Raw genomic sequence first — 22430 nt, 5'->3', positions numbered from 1 at the left:
GAGGTGAGTTTAGCGAACAAGATAACGATCCTAAGGATAATACTTATACCTTTCTTTATAGCGGCGGTCGTCTATTCGAAGACGAATATCGCGCTTATCCTATTCATATTGGCCGTCATTAGCGACGGCGTCGACGGTTTTATAGCCAGGACATTCAAACAGAAGACGAAACTCGGGACCATCCTCGATCCTATAGCGGATAAACTGCTTTTGATGAGCGCTTTTATATGCCTTGCGATAGCGAATAACATCCCGTCGGGCCATAAGCTCCCGCCCTACGTGCCTATCATCGTCATATCGCGCGACGCGATAATCGTATTGGGCTCGGTCATGATACATCTCTTGACGGGCGACCTGAAAGTATCGCCGAGCGCGGTAGGCAAGATAACGACATTCTTCCAGATGATAACGATAGTCAGCGTACTGGCGCAGTTCAAGTACTCGAATATTATCTGGAATACGGCGGTAGCCCTTACAGTGGTATCGGGTATAGATTATGTTATCAAGGGCAGCAGGGTCTTGAATGAAAATCACTCGGTTTTGAAGAAGGCGCCGTAAATGAGCTCTATTATAGCTATAGCTGCATCGGTAGCGCTGTCGTACATTCTCGGAGCATTTCCGACGAGCTATATAATAACAAAGATATTCGCAGGGGTCGATATACGGCAGGTCGGCTCCGGGAACGCCGGCGCAACTAATGTCCTGCGTTCCGCCGGCAAGATCCCAGCCGTTATAACACTGATAATAGATATATCTAAAGGCCTGGCGGCAGTGACGCTGGTTGCAGGTTATTCCTACTCGTTCGGAGTCGATCTCGACTACGATTTCTACAGGTCTCTCCTCGGGTTTATCGCGATATGCGGTCACATCTGGCCTGTTACTCTGAAATTCCGCGGAGGGAAGGGGGTTGCCACTACCCTGGGAGTCGCGATAGGGCTGGCTCCGTTAATACTGCTTCCCTCGCTGATCATCTGGATCGTAGTCTTTTCTGTCTCTAATTACGTTTCTCTGGCGTCCATAATTGCGCTCATCTCCTTTCCTATAATAGCGTGCATATTTAAGGTATCCTTTTATATAATAGTATTCAGCGTAGCCACATGTCTTTTGAGCGTGTATAAACATAAAGACAATCTACGAAGGCTGCTAAGAGGGGAGGAGAATAAGACCATATTATTTAAGCCTAAGTAGATATATATTAAGAGTATGTAAAATTTTTGTTAGTATTTCAAAAAGATAGCTTCTTCCTCTTGACAGGTCAAAAATGATAGGGTATACTTACACATGAGATTGGGGGAGGCTATTTTTTAGATATGTAACTAAAACGTTTTAAAAAGTATTTCTATAGGTGCTAACATGAGAGAAGTCCTATTCAAAAATTTAACCTCTGCAGCTTCCCGCAAAAAGGATGTTATTCTTAAAGAGATCTTCGAGAAGGATGGTGTCGTCGCGAAGACCGAGAGAAGGTGTTTCTATTTTATAAAAGAAGTTAAGCGCCTGTCTGACGATGCCGATCTCCAGAAATGGATGGATTCCCAGAACAGCATAGACAATACCAACAAGAGGAATTTTCACATAATGAAAGAGCATAATGACGGCCACAACGAAGATAAGGTCATATGCAAGATCATGGGGTCATTTTATGCGGTTGTTAACAGGACCGTATACACTATAGCGTTTTTGCATTCTTTTAAGGTCGTCTTCGCAAAGGCGACATTAGCGAGTTAAGTTTAGAGAGAGGGGGATTACAATATGCCATATGTTGTAACGAGAAGGCTGTATAATGTTATTGGCAGGAAGATCTCGAGGTATTTCAGCTATAGAAAAGCAAAGCGGTTGTACAACGAGATCAATCGCGATATAGCTTTTTTCGAGTCAAAATATATGAAATCCAGGATGAATCACGCCTAGAATGTAGAAAAAGAGGCTCTTTTGTTAAAAGGAGGTTTAACAAAAAAAGAGCCTCATTTTTTATTCCCGCATATTAACCAAGCTGCACAAAATGCACCTTTTATGCTTTCCTAACCGCCTGCCTTGACAATATCAATATAGTATGGTATACTTAAAACTCTTTGTCGCAATAATGAAGACGAGGCCTGTCCATGGAGCTACTGACGAGACTTAATTGGGTAGATGTATTAATTGTAATTATAATGCTTAGAATAAGTTATGTCGCTTTCCAGGATGGGTTGAGCCATGAGATATTTCCGCTTTTAGGCTCCATCTGCACAGTGATATTTGCCCTGCATTATTATAACGGGATCGCATCTGCTATATCACATAATATGAACAATGTAGACGTCTCCGTGCTGGAAATGGTCATATTTACGCTCCTTGCGGTGGGCATAAGTTTCATATTTAAATTTTTGAAGGTCGTTATAGATAAGATAATAACCGTCACATGGCATCCGCTGATCGAGAAATTCGGAGGATTGCTCTCAGGCATAGCCAGGGCGTCGATAGTCATCAGTATCATATTGATAATATTGTCGCTTATGCCGTTGTCTTATATTCAACGTTCTATAAGGGACAGGTCGTTCGCAGGGATGTATTTTTTAAGGATAGGGCCCGACATATATGCCAGGGCATCCGGATTTATACCTACGCTGAGAATCCGAGGGGCTTCCGTGAAGAGCGAGAGCCTGGTGAAGGATCTGGTCTCGGATAAGGCTGTTACAAAAGCCGTTAAAACCAAGAAAGAGAAGGAAGAAGAATATTTTCCTGAGTAACAACCCGCCGGAGTATTAATATTTTTGAGTTGGATAAATGGTCTGTCCGGACGTTGATTTCAACAGCGCCCGTCGGAGGTTTTTTCTAAAAAAGGGGATAGCGCAGATGAAGCTGATAGATATCTATAACCTGGCTGTAAAGAAAGGTATCGAGAACGACATCCGCACCAGGGCCCAGATAAGGGAATATCTCGGGAAGGCTAAAAAGGAGTTACGGGGATTGAAGGGTGTGGATAAGAAGTCGTTCGATAGTGAAAGGCTGAATAATCCATACGCCGACACAAGGATACTTTACGGGGATCCCGGCATAGAGATAAAGAAGGTTATGGTCGGAGTAGACATGGAGGGGCCGGAACTGCTGGCCGCCGACAGGTTGAATGCCCGCGGAGAGGCGATAGATTTGGTCATAGCCCATCACCCCGAAGGCATCGCGTATGCGCGATTCTACGATGTCATGGAACTTCAGGTCGCGATGCTGCAGAAGCTTGGAGTGCCGAAAGAAGTCGGCGACGATTTCCTGAAGGAAAGGATGCAGGAGGTCGCCAGGTCCGTCGCGAGCGCTAACCATTTCAGGAGCGTGGACATAGCCAGGCTTCTGGACATGCCATTCATGTGCATCCATACGCCTGCGGATAACCATGTGGCCGCTTTTCTTCAGAAGATGTTCGACAGGAAGAAACCCGGGAAGCTTGCGCAGGTCGTATCCATGTTAAAGGCCATACCGGAATATGCCGATGGCCTGGAGAAGAACGCCGGACCCAGGATATTGATCGGAGAACCGGATAAGGACGCGGGCAAGGTATTCGTCGATATGACGGGCGGCACTGAAGGGCCGAAGAAGATATTCCCCAGGCTGTCGCAGGCGGGCGTAGGTACTATAGTGGGGATGCATTTAAGCGAAGAGCATTTTAAGGCCGCCAAAGGCGAGCATATAAACGTGGTCATCGCGGGACATATGGCCAGCGACACTTTGGGGCTGAACCTGCTTTTGGATTCCATTCAGAGATCAGGCGTTCTTGAAGTGATCCCATGTTCAGGATTTATAAGGGTAAGAAGGCAGGGCTAAGGTAAGCATGGCAATACCGGATAATATCATAGACCAGATACAGGAGAAGACGGACATCGTAGAGACGATCTCGCGTTATATACCGATGAAAAAGGTCGGAAGGAATTATAAGACGACCTGCCCGTTTCATAACGAGAAGACCCCTTCTTTTATAGTGAGTCCCGACAAGCAGATATATCACTGCTTCGGATGCGGCGCCGGCGGGAACGTCTTTTCTTTTGTGATGAAGTATGAGAATATGCAGTTTCCGGAAGTTGTCGAGATGCTTGCCCAGAGAGCGGGTGTAGCTCTCCCGCGCGTTCCCGGAAGGAAGGGCGACGATCCGATCTCCAGCCAGCTTTACAAGGTCAACGAGGCGGCAGCGGAATTCTTCCAGAGCTCGCTTATGAACAACCGCTCCGCGAAAGAATATCTCGCATCGAGGGGCGTCGGCGACGAGCTCATAAAGAAATTCAAGATAGGGTTCGCTAACGATTCGTGGGAGTCGCTCTTGAATTACTTTAAGGCCAAAGGCGTTGGAGGCCCCGTACTGGAGAAAGCGGGACTGGTCATAGCGAACGACAAGGGAGGGCATTACGACAGGTTCAGGGGCAGGGTGATCTTCCCGATAATAGACCTGAAGGACAGAGTTCTCGGTTTTGGGGCAAGGGTGATGGACGCCAGTCTTCCCAAGTATATTAATTCACCGGAGACGGCGATATATTCCAAAGGCAGGAACCTCTACGGGCTGAATTCCAGCAAGGAGGCAATTAAGAAAGAAGGCTATGCGCTTGTCGTAGAAGGCTATCTCGACTTCCTCGTCCCATATCAGGCCGGGATAAAAAATATAATCGCGACCCTGGGCACGGCATTGACGTCCGATCAGGCCAGACTCTTAAAGCGTTTTGCCAATACCGTTATAATGGTATACGACCCTGACGAGGCCGGAGAGGCCGCGAGCCTCAGGAACCTCGATATGTTCATAAGCGAAGACATGAATGTCTATATCGCGGAACTGCCGCAGGGGTTTGATCCGGACAGCGCGATCAGGAAATTCGGGGCCGATGAATTTCTTAAAATAGTGAAATCGAGCAAGAACCTCTTCGATTACAAACTGGACAAGCTGAACGCGCGTTTCGACATGAAGAAGCCGCACGGCAAGGCGGCGATTGCAAGCGAGATGCTGCCTACGATCTCCCGCATAAACAATGCGGTCATGAAGTCAGAGTTGGTAAAAAAACTTGCCGAAAGGCTATCAGTGGACGAAGAGTCCTTGAAGGCCGAACTTAAAAAAGTGAAGCCGGATTACGGCCAGCGCCGATATGCCGCGGTCCCGGCCGAAGTAAAGAAGGATTTCAGGGCCGCTGAGATGATGCTGCTCGCCCTGCTTTTAGAAGGGCAAAATTATACGGAAACTATAATGCGCTCAGTTTCTCCGGAGGAATTTAAGGATTCATCGGTCAGGGACGCGGTCAGCGCAATTTACGCCATGCAGAAAGAGGGCGTTCAGGCGACCGCCGCAAAACTGATAAATCATCTGGGTAACGGCGTCGATGCCAGCGCCCTGGTATCGGAGGCAGTGAATATATTGGATGTGATGCACGAAAAGGAGAAAGCCCTGGAAGATTGTGTTGCGAGGATGAAAAAGGATAGTGTTAAAGAGAGGCTAGCCGGCCTTCAGGACGCTATCAGGATAGCGCATGGGAAAAAAGACGAGGACGAGGTAAAAAGGCTTGTTATTGAGTATAATAGCCTGGTAAAGTCAGGGAAGGCATGATCAAAAAGAATAGAAAGAAGAAGATGTTCCCGAAAAGATATAAGAACGCGAAGCGCCGCGGAGGGCTTAGAGTTGTGTTTACGCAGGTCCAGCCGAAAGCGGCGGTAAAAGGCGATACACCGGAAAACGGAAACAGGGCGCCGGCCAGGAAACGCAGGATGAAAGAACTAACCGAATTGATCGCCCTGGGTAAAGAAAAAGGGCACCTCACGTTTGAAGAGGTCAATAATATACTGCCTGTCGATATAGTCTCTTCCGAGGAGATCGATGAGATACTGGGCATACTCGGAGAGGAGAATATAAAACTTGTAGACAGCGAGGAAGAACTTCTCAAGGAGGGCGCGGAAGAAGAAGCCGCGGAAGATAAAAAAGAGGAAGTCGAAGAAGTGAAAGAGGTCACCAGGGTCGCGGCGATAGATGATCCCGTCAAGATGTACCTTAGGCAGATGGGGCAGATACCGCTCCTTACCAGGAAAGAGGAGATCGAGATAGCCGAGCGCATAAAGGTTGCCGAAGGGAAGTTCAGGGAAGCGGTGCTTGCCGTGATGATATCTAAGCACAAGGCCCTGGAGGTTGTCGATAAGATCCTTTCGGGAGAGCTTAACGAAGAAGAATATATCAATACGGATATGCGTCTGAAAGGCTCGAAGCTGAGAAAGAGGCTGATGCGCCTTGTCGCCGGATTAAGGAAGGCCAGGAGTAAATCCAGTATCGCGGAGCAGATAAGAGGGATGAATCTCGCCATGACAGTTATCGACGAGATGGTGAAGAAGATAGAGGAATACCTGGAGGAATATTCGAAAATAGAGGGCAGGCTTTCCAAACTGAAGAAGAAAGGCAACCGCCTCGAGGTCAAAAAATTATCGAAACAAAAGCGGAAGATAATAAGGGAGTTTGGCGAGCCCATAGATGCGATAAGAGAGCACTACAAGCTAATAAAATCGACCGAGACAAAGTTCAATAAGGCTAAAAAAGAGCTTGTCGCGGCTAACCTGAGGCTTGTTGTCAGCATAGCCAAGAAGTATACGAACAGGGGGCTATCGTTCCTCGACCTCATCCAGGAGGGCAACATAGGGCTTATGAAGGCGGTCGACAAGTTCGAATATAAGCGCGGCTACAAATTTTCCACTTACGCGACATGGTGGATAAGGCAGGCCATTACGCGTTCCATAGCCGACCAGTCAAGGACGATAAGGATACCGGTCCACATGACCGAGACGATAAATAAACTCATAAAGGTGTCGAGGGTCCTGGTCCAGCAGAACGGTAAAGAGCCGACCCCTGAGGAGATAGCGCATAAGATGAGGATGCCTGTGGACAAGGTCCGCGGCATACTGAAGATCGCCCAGGAACCTATCAGTTTACAGACGCCGATAGGAGATGAAGGTGATACGCATTTCGGCGACTTCATCGAGGACAAGCGCGCGGTCTCTCCGGCGAACGCGACCGCGTATTCAATGCTAAAAGAACAGATGGATGACGTATTGAGCACATTGACGGAACGCGAGAAGAAAGTGCTACGACTGCGTTGCGGTATAGGGGACGGTTATCCCAGGACTCTTGAAGAGGTAGGAGCGGTTTTTAAAGTCACCAGGGAACGCGTGCGCCAGATAGAAGCGAAGGCCCTGAGGAAATTGAGACATCCGACCAGGTCGAGGAAATTGAAAAATTTCCTTGCGATAGGCGTCGGTGAGTAAAGAACCCATGAAAGTATGCCATCAGACATACGATGCGTTGAAGGTGCTTCTGGACCTGAGTCGCGTAGTCAGTTCGTCGCTGGATCTCGATAAGGTAACGGGTCTAGTATTGAAGGAATCTATAAAAGCCCTGCATACAGACCATGCGGCCCTTTTTCTCGCGGACGAGAGCGTAGGGCGCCTTATATTGTCAAAAGCGGAAGGGTTCAGCGGGGATGAGGCAGGCAATATAGGGCTTTTAGGCAGCTGGGAAATAATCAACGGGCACTTGCTGAAGGAAAGAAAAGGCGTTAGGGTCAATGATGTAGAGACGGATCCGCTATTTAAGAAGAAGACACTTCCTTTTTCCGGCAAGAAGATCCCTGTGAAATCATTCCTGGCCGCGCCTCTTGAAAAAGATTCCAAAGTCATCGGTACGCTGATAGTGAGTAACGGTAAGCGGCCCGGCTGCCTCTTTTCGGAAGAAGACGAAAAGCTCCTCGTCACTATTTCGAATTACATAGCTATAGCCATATCCAGCGCAAAACTTTTCGAAGACCTGAGCAAGACGCAGGCCGAAGCTGCGCAGAACGAAAAGATGGCCGTTATCGGCACGCTCGCCTCCGGGATAAACCATGAGATAGCCAACCCCTTAGGCATAGCCCGGGCAAAGTCCGAAGCCTTCCTTCTTAATATCAGGGATAACTTGTATAAAGACAGGAGCCCGGAAGACCTCCTGGGCATATCGACGGATATATTACGCGTTGTGATTGAGCAGACTGACAGGGCCATTGGCATCGCGCAGAGGTTATCGAGTTTTGCCAAGCCTTCAAAGGGGAAGCCGGAAAAGGTCAATATCGAGAAAGAGGTAGACGAGGTCCTGGAGCTGCTTAGATATGAACTGCGCCTGAAAAGCATTGAGATCGAAAAGGATATGAAGGGGGCCGCCGATATAATGGCGGATAAAAAACAGTTCCAGGAAGTGCTCTTCAATCTCTTAAGGAATGGTGTTCAGGCAATAGGCGACAAAAAAGGCAAGATATACATTACGGCGGCAATACAGAATAAGGGAACAGCGGCTATAGATATCAGGGATACCGGCTCGGGTATATCCGAAGATAACGCCAAGGAGCTATTTAAGCCTTTTTTTACCACAAAGGAACCCGGTAAAGGGACGGGGTTCGGGCTCTTCGTGGTCCGTAAGATAGTGGAGAAAAACGGCGGCCGCATATATCTAAAAGAGACAGAGACAGAAAAAGGAACGACATTTACGCTGGAGTTTCCCGCCGCAACCTAAAAATAGCCTTTACACTTCCAGGAAAATCAGGTATAATAATTTTTCAAATTTACTTCGTAAATCGGGCCTATAGCTCAGCCTGGCAGAGCAGGAGACTCATAATCTCTTGGTCCAAGGTTCAAATCCTTGTGGGCCCACCAGTTTAAGTCAGGACTCGGAGGATTTGAAGCGAGGCCGCGCCGAGCGTTTAGCGAGGAAAAGCGCAATGCGCGACAGCGGCCGAGCTGGCTACGCAGGCGAGCTCCGCGAGCCGAAGTAGCCAAATCCTTGCGGGCCCACCAGTTTCGCCATTGTTTTACAATAGCGAAACTGTCCCGAGTAGCTCTTATCTCACTCAAGCTACGAGGGGCTACCGATATAAGGCGTGCCGGGGATTTTTGTTGTACTCCCTCGCCGCAGGACGGGAAACGATAGCGGCTCGGGATTAATTCGCAGACGGCCTTTGGCCTATAATTTATGTCGTCCTTGAGGACTCCATAAATTATCTGCTCATTAAAAATCCTTGCGGACCCACCACTAAAACGTTTGGGCTTCGGGCCGAAAAGAAAGGTATGGCTTTTCGCCTGATTAAAATTTAAGCGGGGCACTTAGCTCAGCTGGTTAGAGCGCTGCGCTCACATCGCAGAGGTCAGAGGTTCAAGTCCCCTAGTGCCCACCAGTTTGAGTCAGGGTGTCATAAGGACTTGAAGCCAAATTTCGCCGACCGAATAGGGAGGAAAAGGGCTATGCCCGACAGAAATTTGGCCGGTCCGAAGCCGAGCTATGCGAGGCGTAGGACCAAGTCCCCTAGTGCCCACCATATTGAGCGTAAGTGAAGGATCGGTTTTATTTAGATGAAGACAAATATAAACCATGGAAAATCTACAAGAACAAATTAAATTATTGGTGGAGCTGCAGGGCCTCGACAGCCACATGTTCAGGCTGGAGGACAGCCTTGAGCAGATTCCTGAAAATATTAATAGAATGGATGAGGAGTTCAAGGAAAGCACCGCAAGCCTGAAAACGCTTGAGGACGGATTGAAATCGCTGCAGGTCAAAAGGAAAGAGAAGGAAGTGGATCTTGAGGCAAGGGAAGGGACGATAAAGAAATACCAGAGCCAGTTGAACCAGGTGAAGACGAACAAAGAATATTCGGCCCTACAGGACGAGATCGGCAGGAATAGGGCGGATAATTCCATGGTAGAAGAAGACATAATCAGGATCTTCGATCAGATAGATGTCGAAAACAAGAAGATAGGCCAGGAGAAAGAGCTTCTTAAACAGAAAGAGGCCGAGTCCAGCGAGAAGAAGAAAAAGTTGAAGGAAGAGGAGGCCCGGGTAAATCTTGAGCTTGAGGATGTTAAAAAGAAGAGGACGGAGCTTGCGGCCAAAGTAGATAAGAACATCCTGTCTAAGTATGAGAAGATCGTCAGGAACAGGGGAGGTCTTGCGGTCGTCCCGGTGCATAATGACGCATGCCAGGGGTGTTTCAGGGTATTGCCGCCGCAGGTCATAAATGAGATCAGGATGAAACAGGGCATCATCATGTGTGATAATTGCGCGAGGATGTTGTATATTGAAGAATAAAAAGGTCTTTATATATACAGACGGAGGAAGCAGGGGGAACCCGGGTCCGGCGGGCGTCGGCGTCGTGATAATGGACGATAAGAAGAAAAAGAAGATCAAGGAGATGTGTAAGTATATAGGGGAGGCGACGAATAACACCGCCGAATATAGCGCGCTTATCTGCGGCCTGGAAGAGGCCATAATGCTCGACGCCGACGAAATCGTCGTTTATATGGACAGCGAGCTTGTCGCAAAACAGATGAGCGGCGAGTACAGAGTGAAGAACGCGGACATAAAACCTCTTTTCGAAAAGGCCGTCGATATACTAAAAAAATTCAAATCGTTCGAGATCAAACATATAGAACGTTCAAAGAATAAAGAAGCGGATAAGCTCGCTAATAAAGCGATGAACCTGGCAAGTTTATTTTAAAAGAGGTCCCTCGCCGCGCCGCTAATTTTATTGCGGCTCGGGACGAAATCCAATCTTAGGCAGCATATTTCGCAGGTCGGGTGCTCGCCAAATCTGCAAAGCAGATTTGGAGGAAAGTCCGGGCTCCAAAGAGCAGCGTAGCGGCTAACAGCCGCCCACCGAAAGGTGAGGATTAGCCCCGAACCAGAACGTAAGGTAGTTAAGCTACGGGACGTTCGGTTCAGGGCTACCATGAACCGAACCGACTTAGGACATGACTGTCTTAAGGTTCTGGTTCATGGTAGAGCCACAGAGACGAGTTCCGCCATGAAGTATCGGCGGAGGTGAAACGAGGCAATCTCTACGCGGAGCAAGACCAAATAGGTTCCGATCCAGGAGTTGCTCGCTCCTACTGTAATACGTCAGTATCGGAACGGGTAAGGTCGCTCGATCCTTAGGGTAACCTAAGGGCTAGATAGATGAGCGCCTCTCAGCCGCTTTCTTATATCTGAGAACCGATATGAGAAAGTGACGGATAGACAGAACTCGGCTTACAGACCTGCTTAATAAGGGGCAGTAGATAACTCTACTGCCCCTTATTATTGTGCGCCCATTCCCGCGATTATATATTACTATGCTTGACAAGAATGGGGGGCTAGTGTATACTTTATACCATATAGTGGTATAAAGTGGAGTAAAATGGAGGAGCATCGGAATGTTTTATGGTGAGCATGAACACACTATAGACAACAAGGGAAGGCTTATTATCCCCTCGAAGTTCAGGGAATCTTTCAAGGAGTACGATATTGAAAGATTCTACATAACCAGGGGTCTGGATAAGTGCCTTTTTCTTTTTACTGAGAACGAGTGGAAGACGCAGGAATCGAAGTTCAAGGCTGTCTCTTTCACGAAATCGGAAGCGAGAAAATTTAACAGGCTCTATTTCTCGGGAGCCAGCCAGATAGAATGCGATAAACAAGGCAGGATACTCATCCCGAAATACCTGAAAGATTTCGCGGGTATTAAAAGGGATGTGATGATAATAGGGGTCTCGAACAGGATCGAGATATGGTCCAAAGAGGAGTGGGCTGAATATTACAGTACCTCGAAAGAGTCGTTTGAAGAGATAGCTGAAAGGCTGATGACGCAGGAGGAATAATGAAGCCATCCGGGCAGACGACCCGGACGGCGGAATCCCGCCCCGTGTTGACTCCGGGCGGGAAAACCGGAGGTGGTCCGATGAATTCCAGGAATATCCGTTTCGAAAAAAAGGAAGACGTCTACACTGTCCTGATGACATCATCTACTGAAAGGCTCAAGAAGGCAAGGGCTCTTAATTGCAGTCCGACATATCTCGGCATAGACAGCCAGTTGTGCAGGAAGTTGTTTTCGATCAAATACGGCATGTTGACAAAGATTTAATTTTTCAGTCCTTATACAGATAAAATTTCCAGGGCAGGTTTCTCGTGCATCTACCGGTAATGCTTAATGAAGCGACAGGTTCTTTGAATTTAAAGCCGGGATTTATTGTGTTAGACGCGACTGTAGGCGGTGGGGGACATGCCAGAGAGATATTGAAGGCCATAGCGCCGGGCGGCAGGCTGATAGGCCTTGACGCGGACGCCTCGGCCGTCGAGACGGCAGAAGCCGCCCTCGCGGATTTCAAAGATAGTTTCAAGTTAATAAACGAAAACTTTAAGGACCTCGACAGGATCCTTTTAAAAGAAAATATAAAAAACCTGAACGCCATAATATTTGACTTGGGTGTGTCATCACACCAAATCGAGAACGGGTCAAGGGGCTTCAGTATCAAGCACGATGCCAGGCTGGACATGAGGATGGATAAACGTCTTACCATGACGGCTTATGACATCGTGAACAGGGTCAAAGAGAAGGATCTCTCGGATATAATCGAGCGATTCGGCGAAGAGCGTTTTCACAGCAGGATCGCTCGATCTATTGTAAGGGAGAGGGCCAGAAAGCCGATCGAAACGACCGGCGACCTGGCGTCGGTGATCCACAGGGCCATAGGTCCAAGGAGCGGAGGGGGTAAGACAGATTCAGCGACAAGGACTTTTCAGGCTATAAGGATAGCGGTCAATAACGAGCTCGAAGCGCTCGAAGAAGGTTTGAAGAAAGCGGTATCCTGGCTTGATGTCGGATCAAGGATATGTGTCATATCATTCCATTCCCTGGAAGACAGGATAGTAAAAAATCTATTTAAGGGGTATACGAAGTTGGGGGTGCTTAAGATCGTGACGAAGAAACCCCTGCGGCCGACAGACAAAGAGGCGTTTTCTAATCCCCGGTCGAGAAGCGCGAAAATGAGAGTTGCGGAAAGGATCTAGTGTCGCTATGAGGCTGTTGAGATTGGTGTTACTTCTGGCATTTATAACCGTTTTATCCCTGGTTTATGTGCACCAGCAGGTAGAAGCGGTCAAGTTAAGTTATGCGATAGAAAGCAAAGAGAAGAAGCTCAAAGATATGCTTGACCATAATGAAAGCCTGGGATATAATATCGACAATCTCGAGTCACCATCTAGACTCGAAAAGATACTTCTCGCGCATAACATAGAGATTGTCTATCCTAAAAGGAAGAATGTGGTCAGGATGGCAAGGTTGACACCAAAAGCTGAAGCCGAAAGGCGTGTGAGATTAGGCGTCGAAAAAGGCGCTAATATATTAAGTGCGTTTGACTTCTTCGTAGGCAGAGCAGAGGCTCATGCGAAAGAGAAGTAAAAAGGATTTTTTAATACGTGCACAGCGGAATATTCAGGGCGCGTCAGTTAGCCGTCTTCCTTTTTTTTCTACTATCCTTAACCCTCCTATTATTACGTCTCTTTTATCTGCAAGCATTAAGGCATGATTTCTACCAAAGAATAGCAGGAGAGCAACACACGGTTTCTGTCGAGATCCCGCCCAAACGCGGGACTATATTTGACAGAAATATGCGTGTCATGGCTGTAAATCTCAGCAGTAACTCCGTGTTTGCGAATGCCCGCCGGATCGAAAACAAGAAAAAGACCGCGAGGATACTCTCTTCAATATTGAAGATCGACCAGAATATCTTGATGCAAAAGATGTCGAGAGATAAGTCTTTTGTCTGGCTGAAAAGAAAGATTACCTCGCGGGAAGCCTCAGCGATAAAGAAACTCAATCTCACAGGTATCGGGATGCTGGAGGAATCCAAAAGGTTCTATCCTAACAAGAGCCTCGCATGCCATGTATTGGGAACAGTAGATATAGATAACACAGGATTGGAGGCGCTGGAATTATATTATGATAAGTATTTAAGGGGAGAGAGCGGATGGCTTATATCCACGCAAGACGCCAGGCGGAAATTATTAGAATCGTATCAGGGTGAATATATTCCTTCGAAGAACGGTTTTAATCTTGTACTTACAATAGATCAGGTCATACAGAATATAGCGGAGAGGGAGCTATACAAGATGTACGAAAAGTATAACGCGAAGGGCGCCTCTATCATAGTTATGGATCCGCGCTTGGGCGATATTCTGGCTTTAGCCAATTTTCCGAACTTCGACCTGAACAACTTCAGCAAACGGCCCATAGAGTCTATGAGGGACAGGGCGATAAACGATTTTTTTGAGCCTGGAAGCGTGTTTAAGATCGTCACCGCATGCGCAGCCCTGGAAGAGAAGGCCGCGCGCCTGGACGATAAATTCGATTGCGAGAACGGCGCCTGGAAGGTCGGCAGTAGAATATTGCACGACCACACTCCTCATGGTATCATGACATTCAGGGAGATAATTGAAAAGTCGAGCAACATAGGCACTGTCAAAGTGGCTGGCCGATTCGGCCCGGAAAAGATGTATCATTACATCAGGGCTTTCGGGTTTTATGAAAAGACAGGGGTCGATCTGCCGGGTGAGGTCATCGGGATGAACAGGCCGCTATCGAGATGGTCCAAAGGAAGCATGCTCGCCATACCTATGGGGCAGGAAGTCACGTCAACGGCTATGCAGCTGGCATGCGCCATATCAGCTATAGCTAATAACGGTTTCCTGATAAGGCCGCGGGTGGTGAGCCAGATAGTCGACGACAACGGACTTGTGGTAAAAGAGGTGCCTTCAAAGATCACCAGGAAAGTGGTCTCCCCGCAGACTGCGGCGAAGGTGAGGGGGGTATTGAAGGGGGCGGTAGAGACCGGCACAGGGAAGAAGGCCAGGATAGAGGATTATACGGCCGGCGGCAAGACCGGGACTGCGCAGAAGGTGGAGCCTAGCGGGGTATATTCGCATGATAGGTTTGTGGCGTCGTTCATAGGTTTTGTGCCGGTCGAGAAGCCGGTACTTGCGATAGCCGTGTGCGTTGACGAGCCGCGAGTGGTTTATTACGGGGGCGATGTAGCCGCGCCGGTATTTAAAAATGTAGCTGACGAGTCCCTGAAGTATCTAAATGCCAAAGGCAGATGAGGCTGTATGCATTTAAAAGATGTCCTTAAGGGAATAGTCTTTAGCACGAAAGACGATATATCGGGGCTGGATATAGGTAAAGTGGCCTGCGATTCCCGTTCTGTCGATAAGGGCGGCCTCTTTGTTGCGGTAAGGGGATATTCGGTCAACGGCTCCCGTTATATAAATGAAGCTGTAAATAAAGGCGCCGCGGTAATAGTGGCCGAAGAAGATTTTAACGCGCCTAAAAAAGTTAAGAAGATATTGATATACGATACGCGCTCAAGCCTTCCTATCATCGCCGGGAATTTTTACAATCATCCGTCAAAAAAACTTAAGACGATAGGTGTTACGGGGACGAACGGGAAGACGACGATAACATATATAATGGAAAATATAGTTAAGGTGGGCGGCAAAGGCGCCGGCGTCATAGGGACCGTGAACTACAGGATGAATAAGAAGGTCCTGCCTTCAAAGAATACTACACCCGGCCCGCTCGAGCTGCAGTCCATGCTCTCTGATATGATGAAATGCGGGCTGAGCCATGCCGTTATGGAGGTGTCGAGCCATGCCCTGGACCAGAACAGGGTGGACTGCGTCTCATTCGACGCGGGGATATTTACCAATATTACCCGAGAGCACCTCGATTACCATAAGACCGTAGACAATTATTTTAAGGCAAAGTCGAGGCTCTTCGATCGACTGAAAGACGATGGAGCCGCGATATTGAACAGCGACGACAGGAAGGTAGCGTCTTTAAGGTCCGCCATAAAGAACAGAGTGGTCACCTACGGTATAAAGAAGGATGCGGACGTAATAGCCAAAGACATAGGGCTTTCGCTGAACGGATCTGTTTTTACGGCCAGGACTCCAAAAGGCAATCTTAAGGTACGCTCCAAATTGATGGGCATGCATAACATATCAAATATTCTCGCGGCTGTGGCGGCGTCTTTAGCGTTGGGCATCGACCCGGATGCAATAATAAAAGGTGTTGAGTCGACCATTTCTGTCCCGGGAAGGCTGGAACCTGTGGATGAAGGGCAGCCTTTCAAAGTGTTGGTCGATTACGCGCATACCGAGGACGCGCTCTCTAACGTATTGAGCCTCCTGAAAAAAACCGCGCCGGAAAAGATAATAACCGTCTTCGGCTGCGGCGGCAACAGGGACGCTCAAAAGAGGCCGTTTATGGGAAGGGTAGCGTGCAGATTATCCGACTATGTCGTGATAACATCCGACAATCCGAGGTTTGAGGAGCCTTCCGCCATAATAGGCGAGATAGAGGAAGGCGTCAAAAAAGAGTTCGAAAATTACGATGTAATCGTTGACAGGCGCAAGGCTATAGAGAAAGCGATAAGAAAAGCGTCGGCGGGAGACATAGTCATCATCGCGGGTAAGGGTCACGAGAATTGCCAGATAGTAAAGGATAAGGTTTATCCGTTCGATGACCGCGAAATAGCCAGAGAGATACTAAAGGGGCGGAAATGAAAGTCAGGGATATAGTAAAAGCGGTAAACGGCAAATTGTTATCCGGAAGCCACGACGCCGATATAGATCTTTCAGTCGTCTCTACGGATTCAAGGGCTGTGGGTAAAGGCGGATTCTTTATAGCGCTTAAGGGGCCGAATTTCAACGGCAATGATTTTGTGTCAGACGCCTTAAATAAAGGTGCCGCCGGCGCGCTCGTTTCAGACCGCGATCTGGTCAATGCCGCCTGCGGAAAGATAATAATATTTGCCGAAGATACGACTAAAGCCCTGCAGGATATAGCAGCCGCTCATCGCGGCAAGTTTTCCATTCCCGTCATAGCTGTGACAGGATCGAACGGAAAAACTACGGTCAAGGATATGATATGGGCCGTATTATCCCAAAAGTATAATGTATTGAAAAATGAGGGGACGCATAATAACCACATAGGCGTTCCTCAAACACTGCTCAAATTGAAACCTTACCATGATATCTGTGTCCTGGAACTCGGCACGAATCACAAAGGCGAGATAGCGTCGCTGGCAGCCATGGTTAGGCCGACATTCGCTGTGATGACAAATATAGGGCCGTCGCACCTGCAATATTTCCGGGATCTGGATGGAGTGTTTAAAGCGAAGATGGAGCTCCTGGATTTTCTGGAAGAGAAAGGCGTGTTAGTCGTAAACGGGGACGATGAATATTTAGCAGACATAAAAGACAATCGGTTCAGGATAGCGCATTACGGGATGGGTAAGTCCAATGATTTTACGGCAGGCGCCGTTTCCTTCGGCAAGACAAAGACGGATTTTACGATAAATAGAGAGGTGGCTTTTGGATTGAACGTCCTGGGCATGCACAACGTATATAATGCCCTTGCCGCTATAGCGGTCGCGTATTGCTTCGGCATAGGCAGCAGGACGGCAAAAAAAGCGCTTGAAAGGTATAGCCCGGCCAACATGAGACTCGACCTGAAGAAGATAAGAGGCGTCGATGTGATAAACGACTCTTATAATTCGAATCCGCTATCGATGAAATTCGCCCTGGAAACGATAAGGAACTATCCCGCCAGGGCAAAGTGGGTCGTATCCGGCGACATGCTCGAGCTCGGCGATGAGAGCATTGATCTTCATAAAGGCATCGGCAACTATATCGCGAAGGCGGGCGTAGACGGCCTTTTGACGTTCGGCGATCTTTCAAAGCATACTCTGGATCAGGCCAGGAGGTCTGGTATGCGCCGCGACAGGCTGTGGCATTGCTCGAGCCACGATGAGATAGCGCGCGTACTGCAGAAGATCGTCAAAAAAGGGGATGCCGTGCTTTTGAAAGGTTCGAGGTCGATGAAGATGGAAGAAGTGCTGAATAAACTGACAAGGTAAAGATGTTATACTACTTATTTTATCCATTGCGGGATCTGTGGTTCGGGTTCAATGTATTCAGATATATTACGTTCAGGGCGGTGATGGCGGCCCTTACGGCTTTCGTAATATCGCTCATACTCGGTCCTGTAATAATAAAGTGGCTTAAAGAGCTTAACTTCGGCCAGAACATAAGAAAAGAACACGTAGAATCCCTTTACGATCTCCATAAACATAAACAGGGCACGCCGACGATGGGCGGCGTCCTGATCATATTGTCCATTGTCATATCGACATTGTTATGGGCCGATCTGGCTAACAAGTATATACTGGCGACGCTCTTCTCGTTCTTATGGCTGGGAGCTGTCGGGTTTTGGGATGATTACATAAAGATAGTTAAGAAGAGGAACCTTGGCCTTACTGCCGGGAAGAAGTTCCTGAGCCAGATAATACTCGGCTTGCTGGTGTCGATATTCATAATGTTATTTACTCCGATACCGAATACGCTGTATGTCCCGTTCCTTAAGAATGTCGCTCTAAATCTGGGGGCATTTTATATACTGTTTGTCATACTGGTATTGACAAGCGCAAGCAATGCGGTCAACCTTACAGACGGCCTGGACGGGCTGGCGATAGGCTGCACGATAATAGCTGCCCTAACGTATTCGGTGCTCAGTTACATCGCGGGCCATTTCAGCGTCAGTGAGTATCTTCACGTATTCTATCTGCCGAGTTCCGGCGAATTATCCGTTTTTTGCGCGGCCATGGTCGGGGCAGGGTTGGGATTTTTATGGTTCAATTCAATACCCGCGAGCGTATTCATGGGGGATACCGGTTCTCTCGCGCTGGGCGGAGCAATAGGGGTCGTATCGATATTCATAAAGAAGGAACTGCTCCTGTTCCTCGTGGGCGGAATATTTGTCATAGAGGCGGCATCGGTAGTGCTGCAGGTGGTATGGTTCAAGACCACCAAGAAGAGGCTGTTCCTCATGTCGCCGATCCATCATCACTTTCAGCTTTTGGGATGGGCAGAGTCGAAGATAACTATACGCTTCTGGATAATTGCAATAGTGATGGCGCTCTTCAGCTTATCGACGCTGAAGTTGCAGTAAAGAGGTTAATGTATGGATATAAAAGGTAAAAAAGTAACGGTCGTAGGCCTCGGCAATAGCGGCCTCAATGCAGCGCTTTTATTGAAAGAATACGGAGCAGACGTCAGGGCTACAGATTCCCGGGATACGCAAGCCGCAAGGGCCGCCGCGAAAAAACTCGAATCTCTGGGCGTAAAAGTCGAGACGGGCGGCCATACCGAAGGTTTTATTAAAGGCAGCACGCTTGTAGTGTTGAGCCCCGGCGTTGAAGATACGTCTCCGGCTGTCAAGTGGGCGGATAAATACGGGATACCTATTATAGGAGAGATGGAGCTCGGGTCCGGGTTCTGTAAGGGCAGGATAATAGCTATCACCGGAACTAACGGCAAGAGCACTGTAACGACCCTGACAGGCGAGATGCTGAAAGAAGGCCTCAAAGATGTCGTCGTCTGCGGGAACATAGGAAATTCCCTGTGCGGCGAGATAAAGAAGATAAGGTCCGATACGTGGGTCGTCCTTGAGGTCAGCTCCTTCCAGCTTGAGAGGATAGAGAGCTTCAAGCCTCATATAGCTATAATATTGAATATCACCGATGACCATATGGATAGATACAAAAAATTCAGCGGCTATTTCAATGAAAAACTTAAAGTTTTTGTTAATCAGGACAGAGGTGATTACCTGATATTGAATAATGACGCGGATAATCTGAAGAACCTTAAGGACAAGGCCGGGTCGAAAGTCCTTTTTTACAGCAGGCTGAATAAGGACGGCGGATCAGCTTATCTTAAGGGCGAAAAGCTATTTTGCCGCGTCCAGCCTGGCGTTGAAAAAGAGATATGTTCGGTGAAAGACATCAGGCTTAAAGGGCTGCATAACATCGAGAACGTCCTTGCTTCGTCTCTTGCTTGCATGCTTGCCGGCGTCCCCGAAAGTTCTATCAAAAAGACGATAAGCGGATTTATGGGACTTTCGCACAGGTTCGAGACCGTCGATACGATAAACGGCGTCGAATATGTAGATGATTCTAAAGGAACGACGGTCGATTCAACTTACAGAGCCCTGGAGTCCTGCGAGAAGCCGGTCATATTGATAGCCGGCGGCAAGGATAAGTTTAGCGATTATTCGTTCGTTAAAGACATAATAAAGAAGAAGGCGACCGACATTGTGCTGATAGGGGAGGCTGCGGGGAGGATAAAAGCGGCATTGAAAGACGCGGCGCGGACGCATGAGGCAGGAGACATGTTTGCGGCGGTCGAAAAGGCAAGCGATCTTGCTAAAGAAGGATCCATGGTCCTGCTTTCTCCTATGTGTTCCAGTTTTGATATGTTCAGCTCTTATAAAGAGCGCGGAGAGGTTTTTAAAAAAGCCGTAGCGCGATTGAAGGACCCGCGCATAGCGGCAAAGAGCGTGAGATGAGAAACGTCAGGATCTCAATATTTTTGATAATCGCAATCCTGGTATCGTTCGGGATCGTTATGATATATTCCGCGAGCGCTATATACGCACATTCGAGCATGGGCGACAGCCTTTATTACATAAAGAGGCATATCATATATCTTGCGATAGGCCTCATAATGATGTTCGCGGCAATGTCCATAGACATAAATATGCTGAAGAAGTATTCAAAACCTATCATGCTGACCTCTCTCGCGCTTCTATTGCTGGTCCTTGTGCCGCATATCGGCAGGGAGACTGCCGGCGCGCGGCGGTGGTTCAGGGCGGGAGCAGTCAATTTCCAGCCGTCAGAATTCGCTAAGATAGCCATAATAATATATATGGCGGACCTGATCGCCCGTAAAGGCATATTGATGAAGAGTTTTCTTAAAGGGTATCTTCCCGCTATATTTATATTAGGCGCGATGGTTGGACTCATATTGCTGGAGCCGGATCTCGGGACCGCGATAACGGTCTCTCTGATAGCGGTAATAATGATGTTTGCGGGCGGCGTGAACGTGGCCCATATAGCGGCCACTGTCCTGGCGAGCCTGCCCTTTCTGTATATGCTGCTTTTCAGGGTCCCTTATCGCAGGAGGCGTATCATGACCTTCATGAACCCCTGGGCCGACAAGAGGGGCGCGGGGTTTCAGATAATACAGTCATTTATAGCGCTCGGATCGGGCGGCATATTCGGAGTGGGCCTAGGGCAGTCCAAACAGAAGCTGTTTTATCTTCCTGCGTCGCATACGGATTTCATATTTTCGATAATCGGCGAAGAGTTGGGATTCGTCGGGACCGCCGCCATAGTCACACTTTTTTCCCTTTTTGTATGGCAGGGCATGAAAATCGCTTTCAAGGCCATCGGGACTTTTGAGAGATTAGTCGCGCTCGGTATCGTTTCGCTGGTCGCGCTGGAAGCGATAATAAACATAGGCGTGACGGCCGGCGCCCTTCCCACAAAAGGATTACCGCTGCCTTTCATAAGTTACGGCGGCAGCGGTTTGATATTCCACCTGGCGGCTGTGGGTATTTTGCTTAACATAGCCAAAAATTGCGAGACGTGCTGATGGGCGGGATGAGGGTCTTGATAGCTGCCGGGGGTTCCGGGGGGCACATATTCCCGGCGATAGCTCTGGCGAGGACGTTAAAAGAGGAAGACAAAGATATATCCATTAAATTCGTCGGCGGCAACAGGGCGCTCGACAGGAGAATATTCGAAAAAGAGGGATTCGACTTTACCCTGATATCGGCAAATAAGTTGTTTTACGGGATATCGTGGTCTTCCGCGGTATTCGCCGTAAAATTGGCGCTTGACCTGGTCAGGTCCTTTTTTATAATGATATCTTATCGCCCGGATGTAGTGGTGGGATTCGGAGGTTATGTTTCGTTTCCCGTCATATTGTCGGGGCGCGTTTGCGGCAGGAGCGTGATAGTTCACGAGCAGAATGTGGCTCCCGGGAGGGCCAATAAGGTTTTATTCAAGCTGGCGGACAAGGTCGCTGTAAGTTTTGACGAGACCAGACGTTTTATGGGGCCGCATGCTATAAAGGCGGTCTTTACCGGGAACCCGATAAGGCGCGAGATATTTGAAGACGATAAAGATCTCGGCCTTAGCAGGTTCGGTTTAAGCAGGAATAAATCTACGATACTTGTAATAGGCGGCAGCCAGGGCGCACATTTCCTGAACGAGCAATTTATTGCCGGCATGTCGAAAGTCGACCCGGCCGCAAGGTCGTCGATCCAGGTGATACACCTGACAGGCGTCCAGGATTATGAATGGGCTGACCGGGCATACAAGTCGCTGAAAGGCCTGGAATACAGGGTCTATTCGTTTATAGACAGGATAGAAGAGGCTTACAGCGCTTCAGACCTGATAGTGTCGAGATCGGGCGCATCGGCCCTTTTTGAGATAGCGTTTTTCGGCAGGCCCATGATACTCGTTCCTTATCCGTTTGCCATGAGCCATCAGGCGGAGAACGCAATGGCCTTTTCCGAAAAAGGAGCGGCGATAAAGATCGATGAAAACGCTCTTTCCGGCGACGTTTTTAAGGATGTCATAACAAGATTACTGAAAGATAAGGAGCAGTTAAAAAGATTAGGGGATGCCGCTAAGCGTCTAAGCGTGCCTGAAGCGTCGGAAAACTTAGCAAGGGAAGTATTAGGTTTGATAAAATGACTTTCAGACGAAACTAA

Annotated in this window: 22 protein-coding genes, 2 tRNA genes and 1 other RNA gene; all 25 read left to right on the top strand. The window is 48.2% G+C overall.

The window, feature by feature from the left end; translation table 11 throughout:
* Positions 1-3 precede the first annotated feature (3 nt).
* On the top strand, positions 4-558 hold the full coding sequence (gene pgsA / locus WC592_02085; GenBank protein MFA4981245.1) for a CDP-diacylglycerol--glycerol-3-phosphate 3-phosphatidyltransferase: 555 nt from the start codon (positions 4-6) through the stop codon (positions 556-558).
* The gene (gene plsY, locus WC592_02080) at positions 559-1188 is read left to right on the top strand and encodes a glycerol-3-phosphate 1-O-acyltransferase PlsY (GenBank protein MFA4981244.1); all 630 of its coding nucleotides are present in this window, start codon (positions 559-561) and stop codon (positions 1186-1188) included.
* Positions 1189-1353: 165 nt separating this feature from the next.
* Positions 1354-1725, top strand: a complete 372-nt coding sequence (locus WC592_02075) for a hypothetical protein (GenBank protein ID MFA4981243.1) — start codon at positions 1354-1356, stop codon at positions 1723-1725.
* Positions 1726-1749: 24 nt separating this feature from the next.
* Positions 1750-1908: a hypothetical protein gene (locus WC592_02070; GenBank protein MFA4981242.1), complete on the top strand. Its 159-nt coding sequence runs from the start codon at positions 1750-1752 to the stop codon at positions 1906-1908.
* A gap of 191 nt (positions 1909-2099) precedes the next feature.
* Complete coding sequence (locus tag WC592_02065; protein MFA4981241.1) at positions 2100-2726, top strand: CvpA family protein; 627 nt, start codon at positions 2100-2102, stop codon at positions 2724-2726.
* A 106-nt stretch (positions 2727-2832) separates the two neighbouring features.
* Positions 2833-3792 (top strand): NGG1p interacting factor NIF3, encoded by a 960-nt coding sequence (locus WC592_02060; protein ID MFA4981240.1) that lies wholly within the window; start codon positions 2833-2835, stop codon positions 3790-3792.
* Positions 3793-3799: 7 nt separating this feature from the next.
* Positions 3800-5548, top strand: a complete 1749-nt coding sequence (gene dnaG / locus WC592_02055; GenBank protein ID MFA4981239.1) for a DNA primase — start codon at positions 3800-3802, stop codon at positions 5546-5548.
* Positions 5545-7245, top strand: coding sequence for an RNA polymerase sigma factor RpoD (rpoD, locus tag WC592_02050; GenBank protein MFA4981238.1), 1701 nt, complete (start codon positions 5545-5547; stop codon positions 7243-7245). Before dnaG ends, rpoD begins: the two co-directional genes overlap by 4 nt.
* A 7-nt stretch (positions 7246-7252) precedes the next feature.
* Positions 7253-8521 (top strand): ATP-binding protein, encoded by a 1269-nt coding sequence (locus tag WC592_02045; GenBank protein ID MFA4981237.1) that lies wholly within the window; start codon positions 7253-7255, stop codon positions 8519-8521.
* A gap of 63 nt (positions 8522-8584) precedes the next feature.
* Positions 8585-8661, top strand: a tRNA-Ile gene (locus WC592_02040).
* 441 nt (positions 8662-9102) lie between these two features.
* Positions 9103-9179 (top strand) — tRNA-Val (locus WC592_02035).
* 194 nt (positions 9180-9373) lie between these two features.
* Positions 9374-10087, top strand: coding sequence for a C4-type zinc ribbon domain-containing protein (locus WC592_02030; protein MFA4981236.1), 714 nt, complete (start codon positions 9374-9376; stop codon positions 10085-10087).
* The gene (locus tag WC592_02025) at positions 10077-10496 is read left to right on the top strand and encodes a ribonuclease HI family protein (protein MFA4981235.1); all 420 of its coding nucleotides are present in this window, start codon (positions 10077-10079) and stop codon (positions 10494-10496) included. The genes WC592_02030 and WC592_02025 overlap by 11 nt, the downstream gene beginning before the upstream one ends.
* Positions 10497-10564: 68 nt before the next feature.
* Positions 10565-11045, top strand: an RNA gene (gene rnpB, locus WC592_02020) — RNase P RNA component class A.
* A gap of 145 nt (positions 11046-11190) precedes the next feature.
* Positions 11191-11634 (top strand): division/cell wall cluster transcriptional repressor MraZ, encoded by a 444-nt coding sequence (gene mraZ / locus WC592_02015; GenBank protein ID MFA4981234.1) that lies wholly within the window; start codon positions 11191-11193, stop codon positions 11632-11634.
* Positions 11634-11897 carry a hypothetical protein gene (locus WC592_02010; protein ID MFA4981233.1) on the top strand — a complete coding sequence of 88 codons (264 nt, stop codon included), beginning with the start codon at positions 11634-11636 and terminating at the stop codon, positions 11895-11897. Before mraZ ends, WC592_02010 begins: the two co-directional genes overlap by 1 nt.
* Before the next feature lie 44 nt (positions 11898-11941).
* Positions 11942-12823: a 16S rRNA (cytosine(1402)-N(4))-methyltransferase RsmH gene (rsmH, locus tag WC592_02005; GenBank protein MFA4981232.1), complete on the top strand. Its 882-nt coding sequence runs from the start codon at positions 11942-11944 to the stop codon at positions 12821-12823.
* Positions 12824-12839: 16 nt separating this feature from the next.
* Complete coding sequence (locus tag WC592_02000) at positions 12840-13214, top strand: hypothetical protein (GenBank protein ID MFA4981231.1); 375 nt, start codon at positions 12840-12842, stop codon at positions 13212-13214.
* 17 nt (positions 13215-13231) lie between these two features.
* Positions 13232-14911 carry a penicillin-binding transpeptidase domain-containing protein gene (locus WC592_01995; protein MFA4981230.1) on the top strand — a complete coding sequence of 560 codons (1680 nt, stop codon included), beginning with the start codon at positions 13232-13234 and terminating at the stop codon, positions 14909-14911.
* A gap of 6 nt (positions 14912-14917) precedes the next feature.
* Positions 14918-16375, top strand: a complete 1458-nt coding sequence (locus WC592_01990) for a UDP-N-acetylmuramoyl-L-alanyl-D-glutamate--2,6-diaminopimelate ligase (protein MFA4981229.1) — start codon at positions 14918-14920, stop codon at positions 16373-16375.
* The gene (gene murF / locus WC592_01985; protein ID MFA4981228.1) at positions 16372-17730 is read left to right on the top strand and encodes a UDP-N-acetylmuramoyl-tripeptide--D-alanyl-D-alanine ligase; all 1359 of its coding nucleotides are present in this window, start codon (positions 16372-16374) and stop codon (positions 17728-17730) included. Before WC592_01990 ends, murF begins: the two co-directional genes overlap by 4 nt.
* Before the next feature lie 2 nt (positions 17731-17732).
* Positions 17733-18821: a phospho-N-acetylmuramoyl-pentapeptide-transferase gene (gene mraY, locus WC592_01980; protein MFA4981227.1), complete on the top strand. Its 1089-nt coding sequence runs from the start codon at positions 17733-17735 to the stop codon at positions 18819-18821.
* 12 nt (positions 18822-18833) lie between these two features.
* Complete coding sequence (murD, locus tag WC592_01975) at positions 18834-20216, top strand: UDP-N-acetylmuramoyl-L-alanine--D-glutamate ligase (GenBank protein MFA4981226.1); 1383 nt, start codon at positions 18834-18836, stop codon at positions 20214-20216.
* Entirely contained in the window at positions 20213-21304 is a 1092-nt protein-coding gene (gene ftsW, locus WC592_01970; protein MFA4981225.1) for a putative lipid II flippase FtsW, read from the top strand. Before murD ends, ftsW begins: the two co-directional genes overlap by 4 nt.
* An 8-nt stretch (positions 21305-21312) precedes the next feature.
* Positions 21313-22413, top strand: coding sequence for an undecaprenyldiphospho-muramoylpentapeptide beta-N-acetylglucosaminyltransferase (murG, locus tag WC592_01965; protein ID MFA4981224.1), 1101 nt, complete (start codon positions 21313-21315; stop codon positions 22411-22413).
* Positions 22414-22430 lie beyond the last annotated feature (17 nt).

It is taken from the genome of Candidatus Omnitrophota bacterium, from assembly GCA_041648975.1.
Taxonomy (GTDB): Bacteria; Omnitrophota; Gorgyraeia; order 2-01-FULL-45-10; family 2-01-FULL-45-10; genus JAQUSE01.
This window is presented reverse-complemented; position numbering and strand designations above follow the sequence as displayed.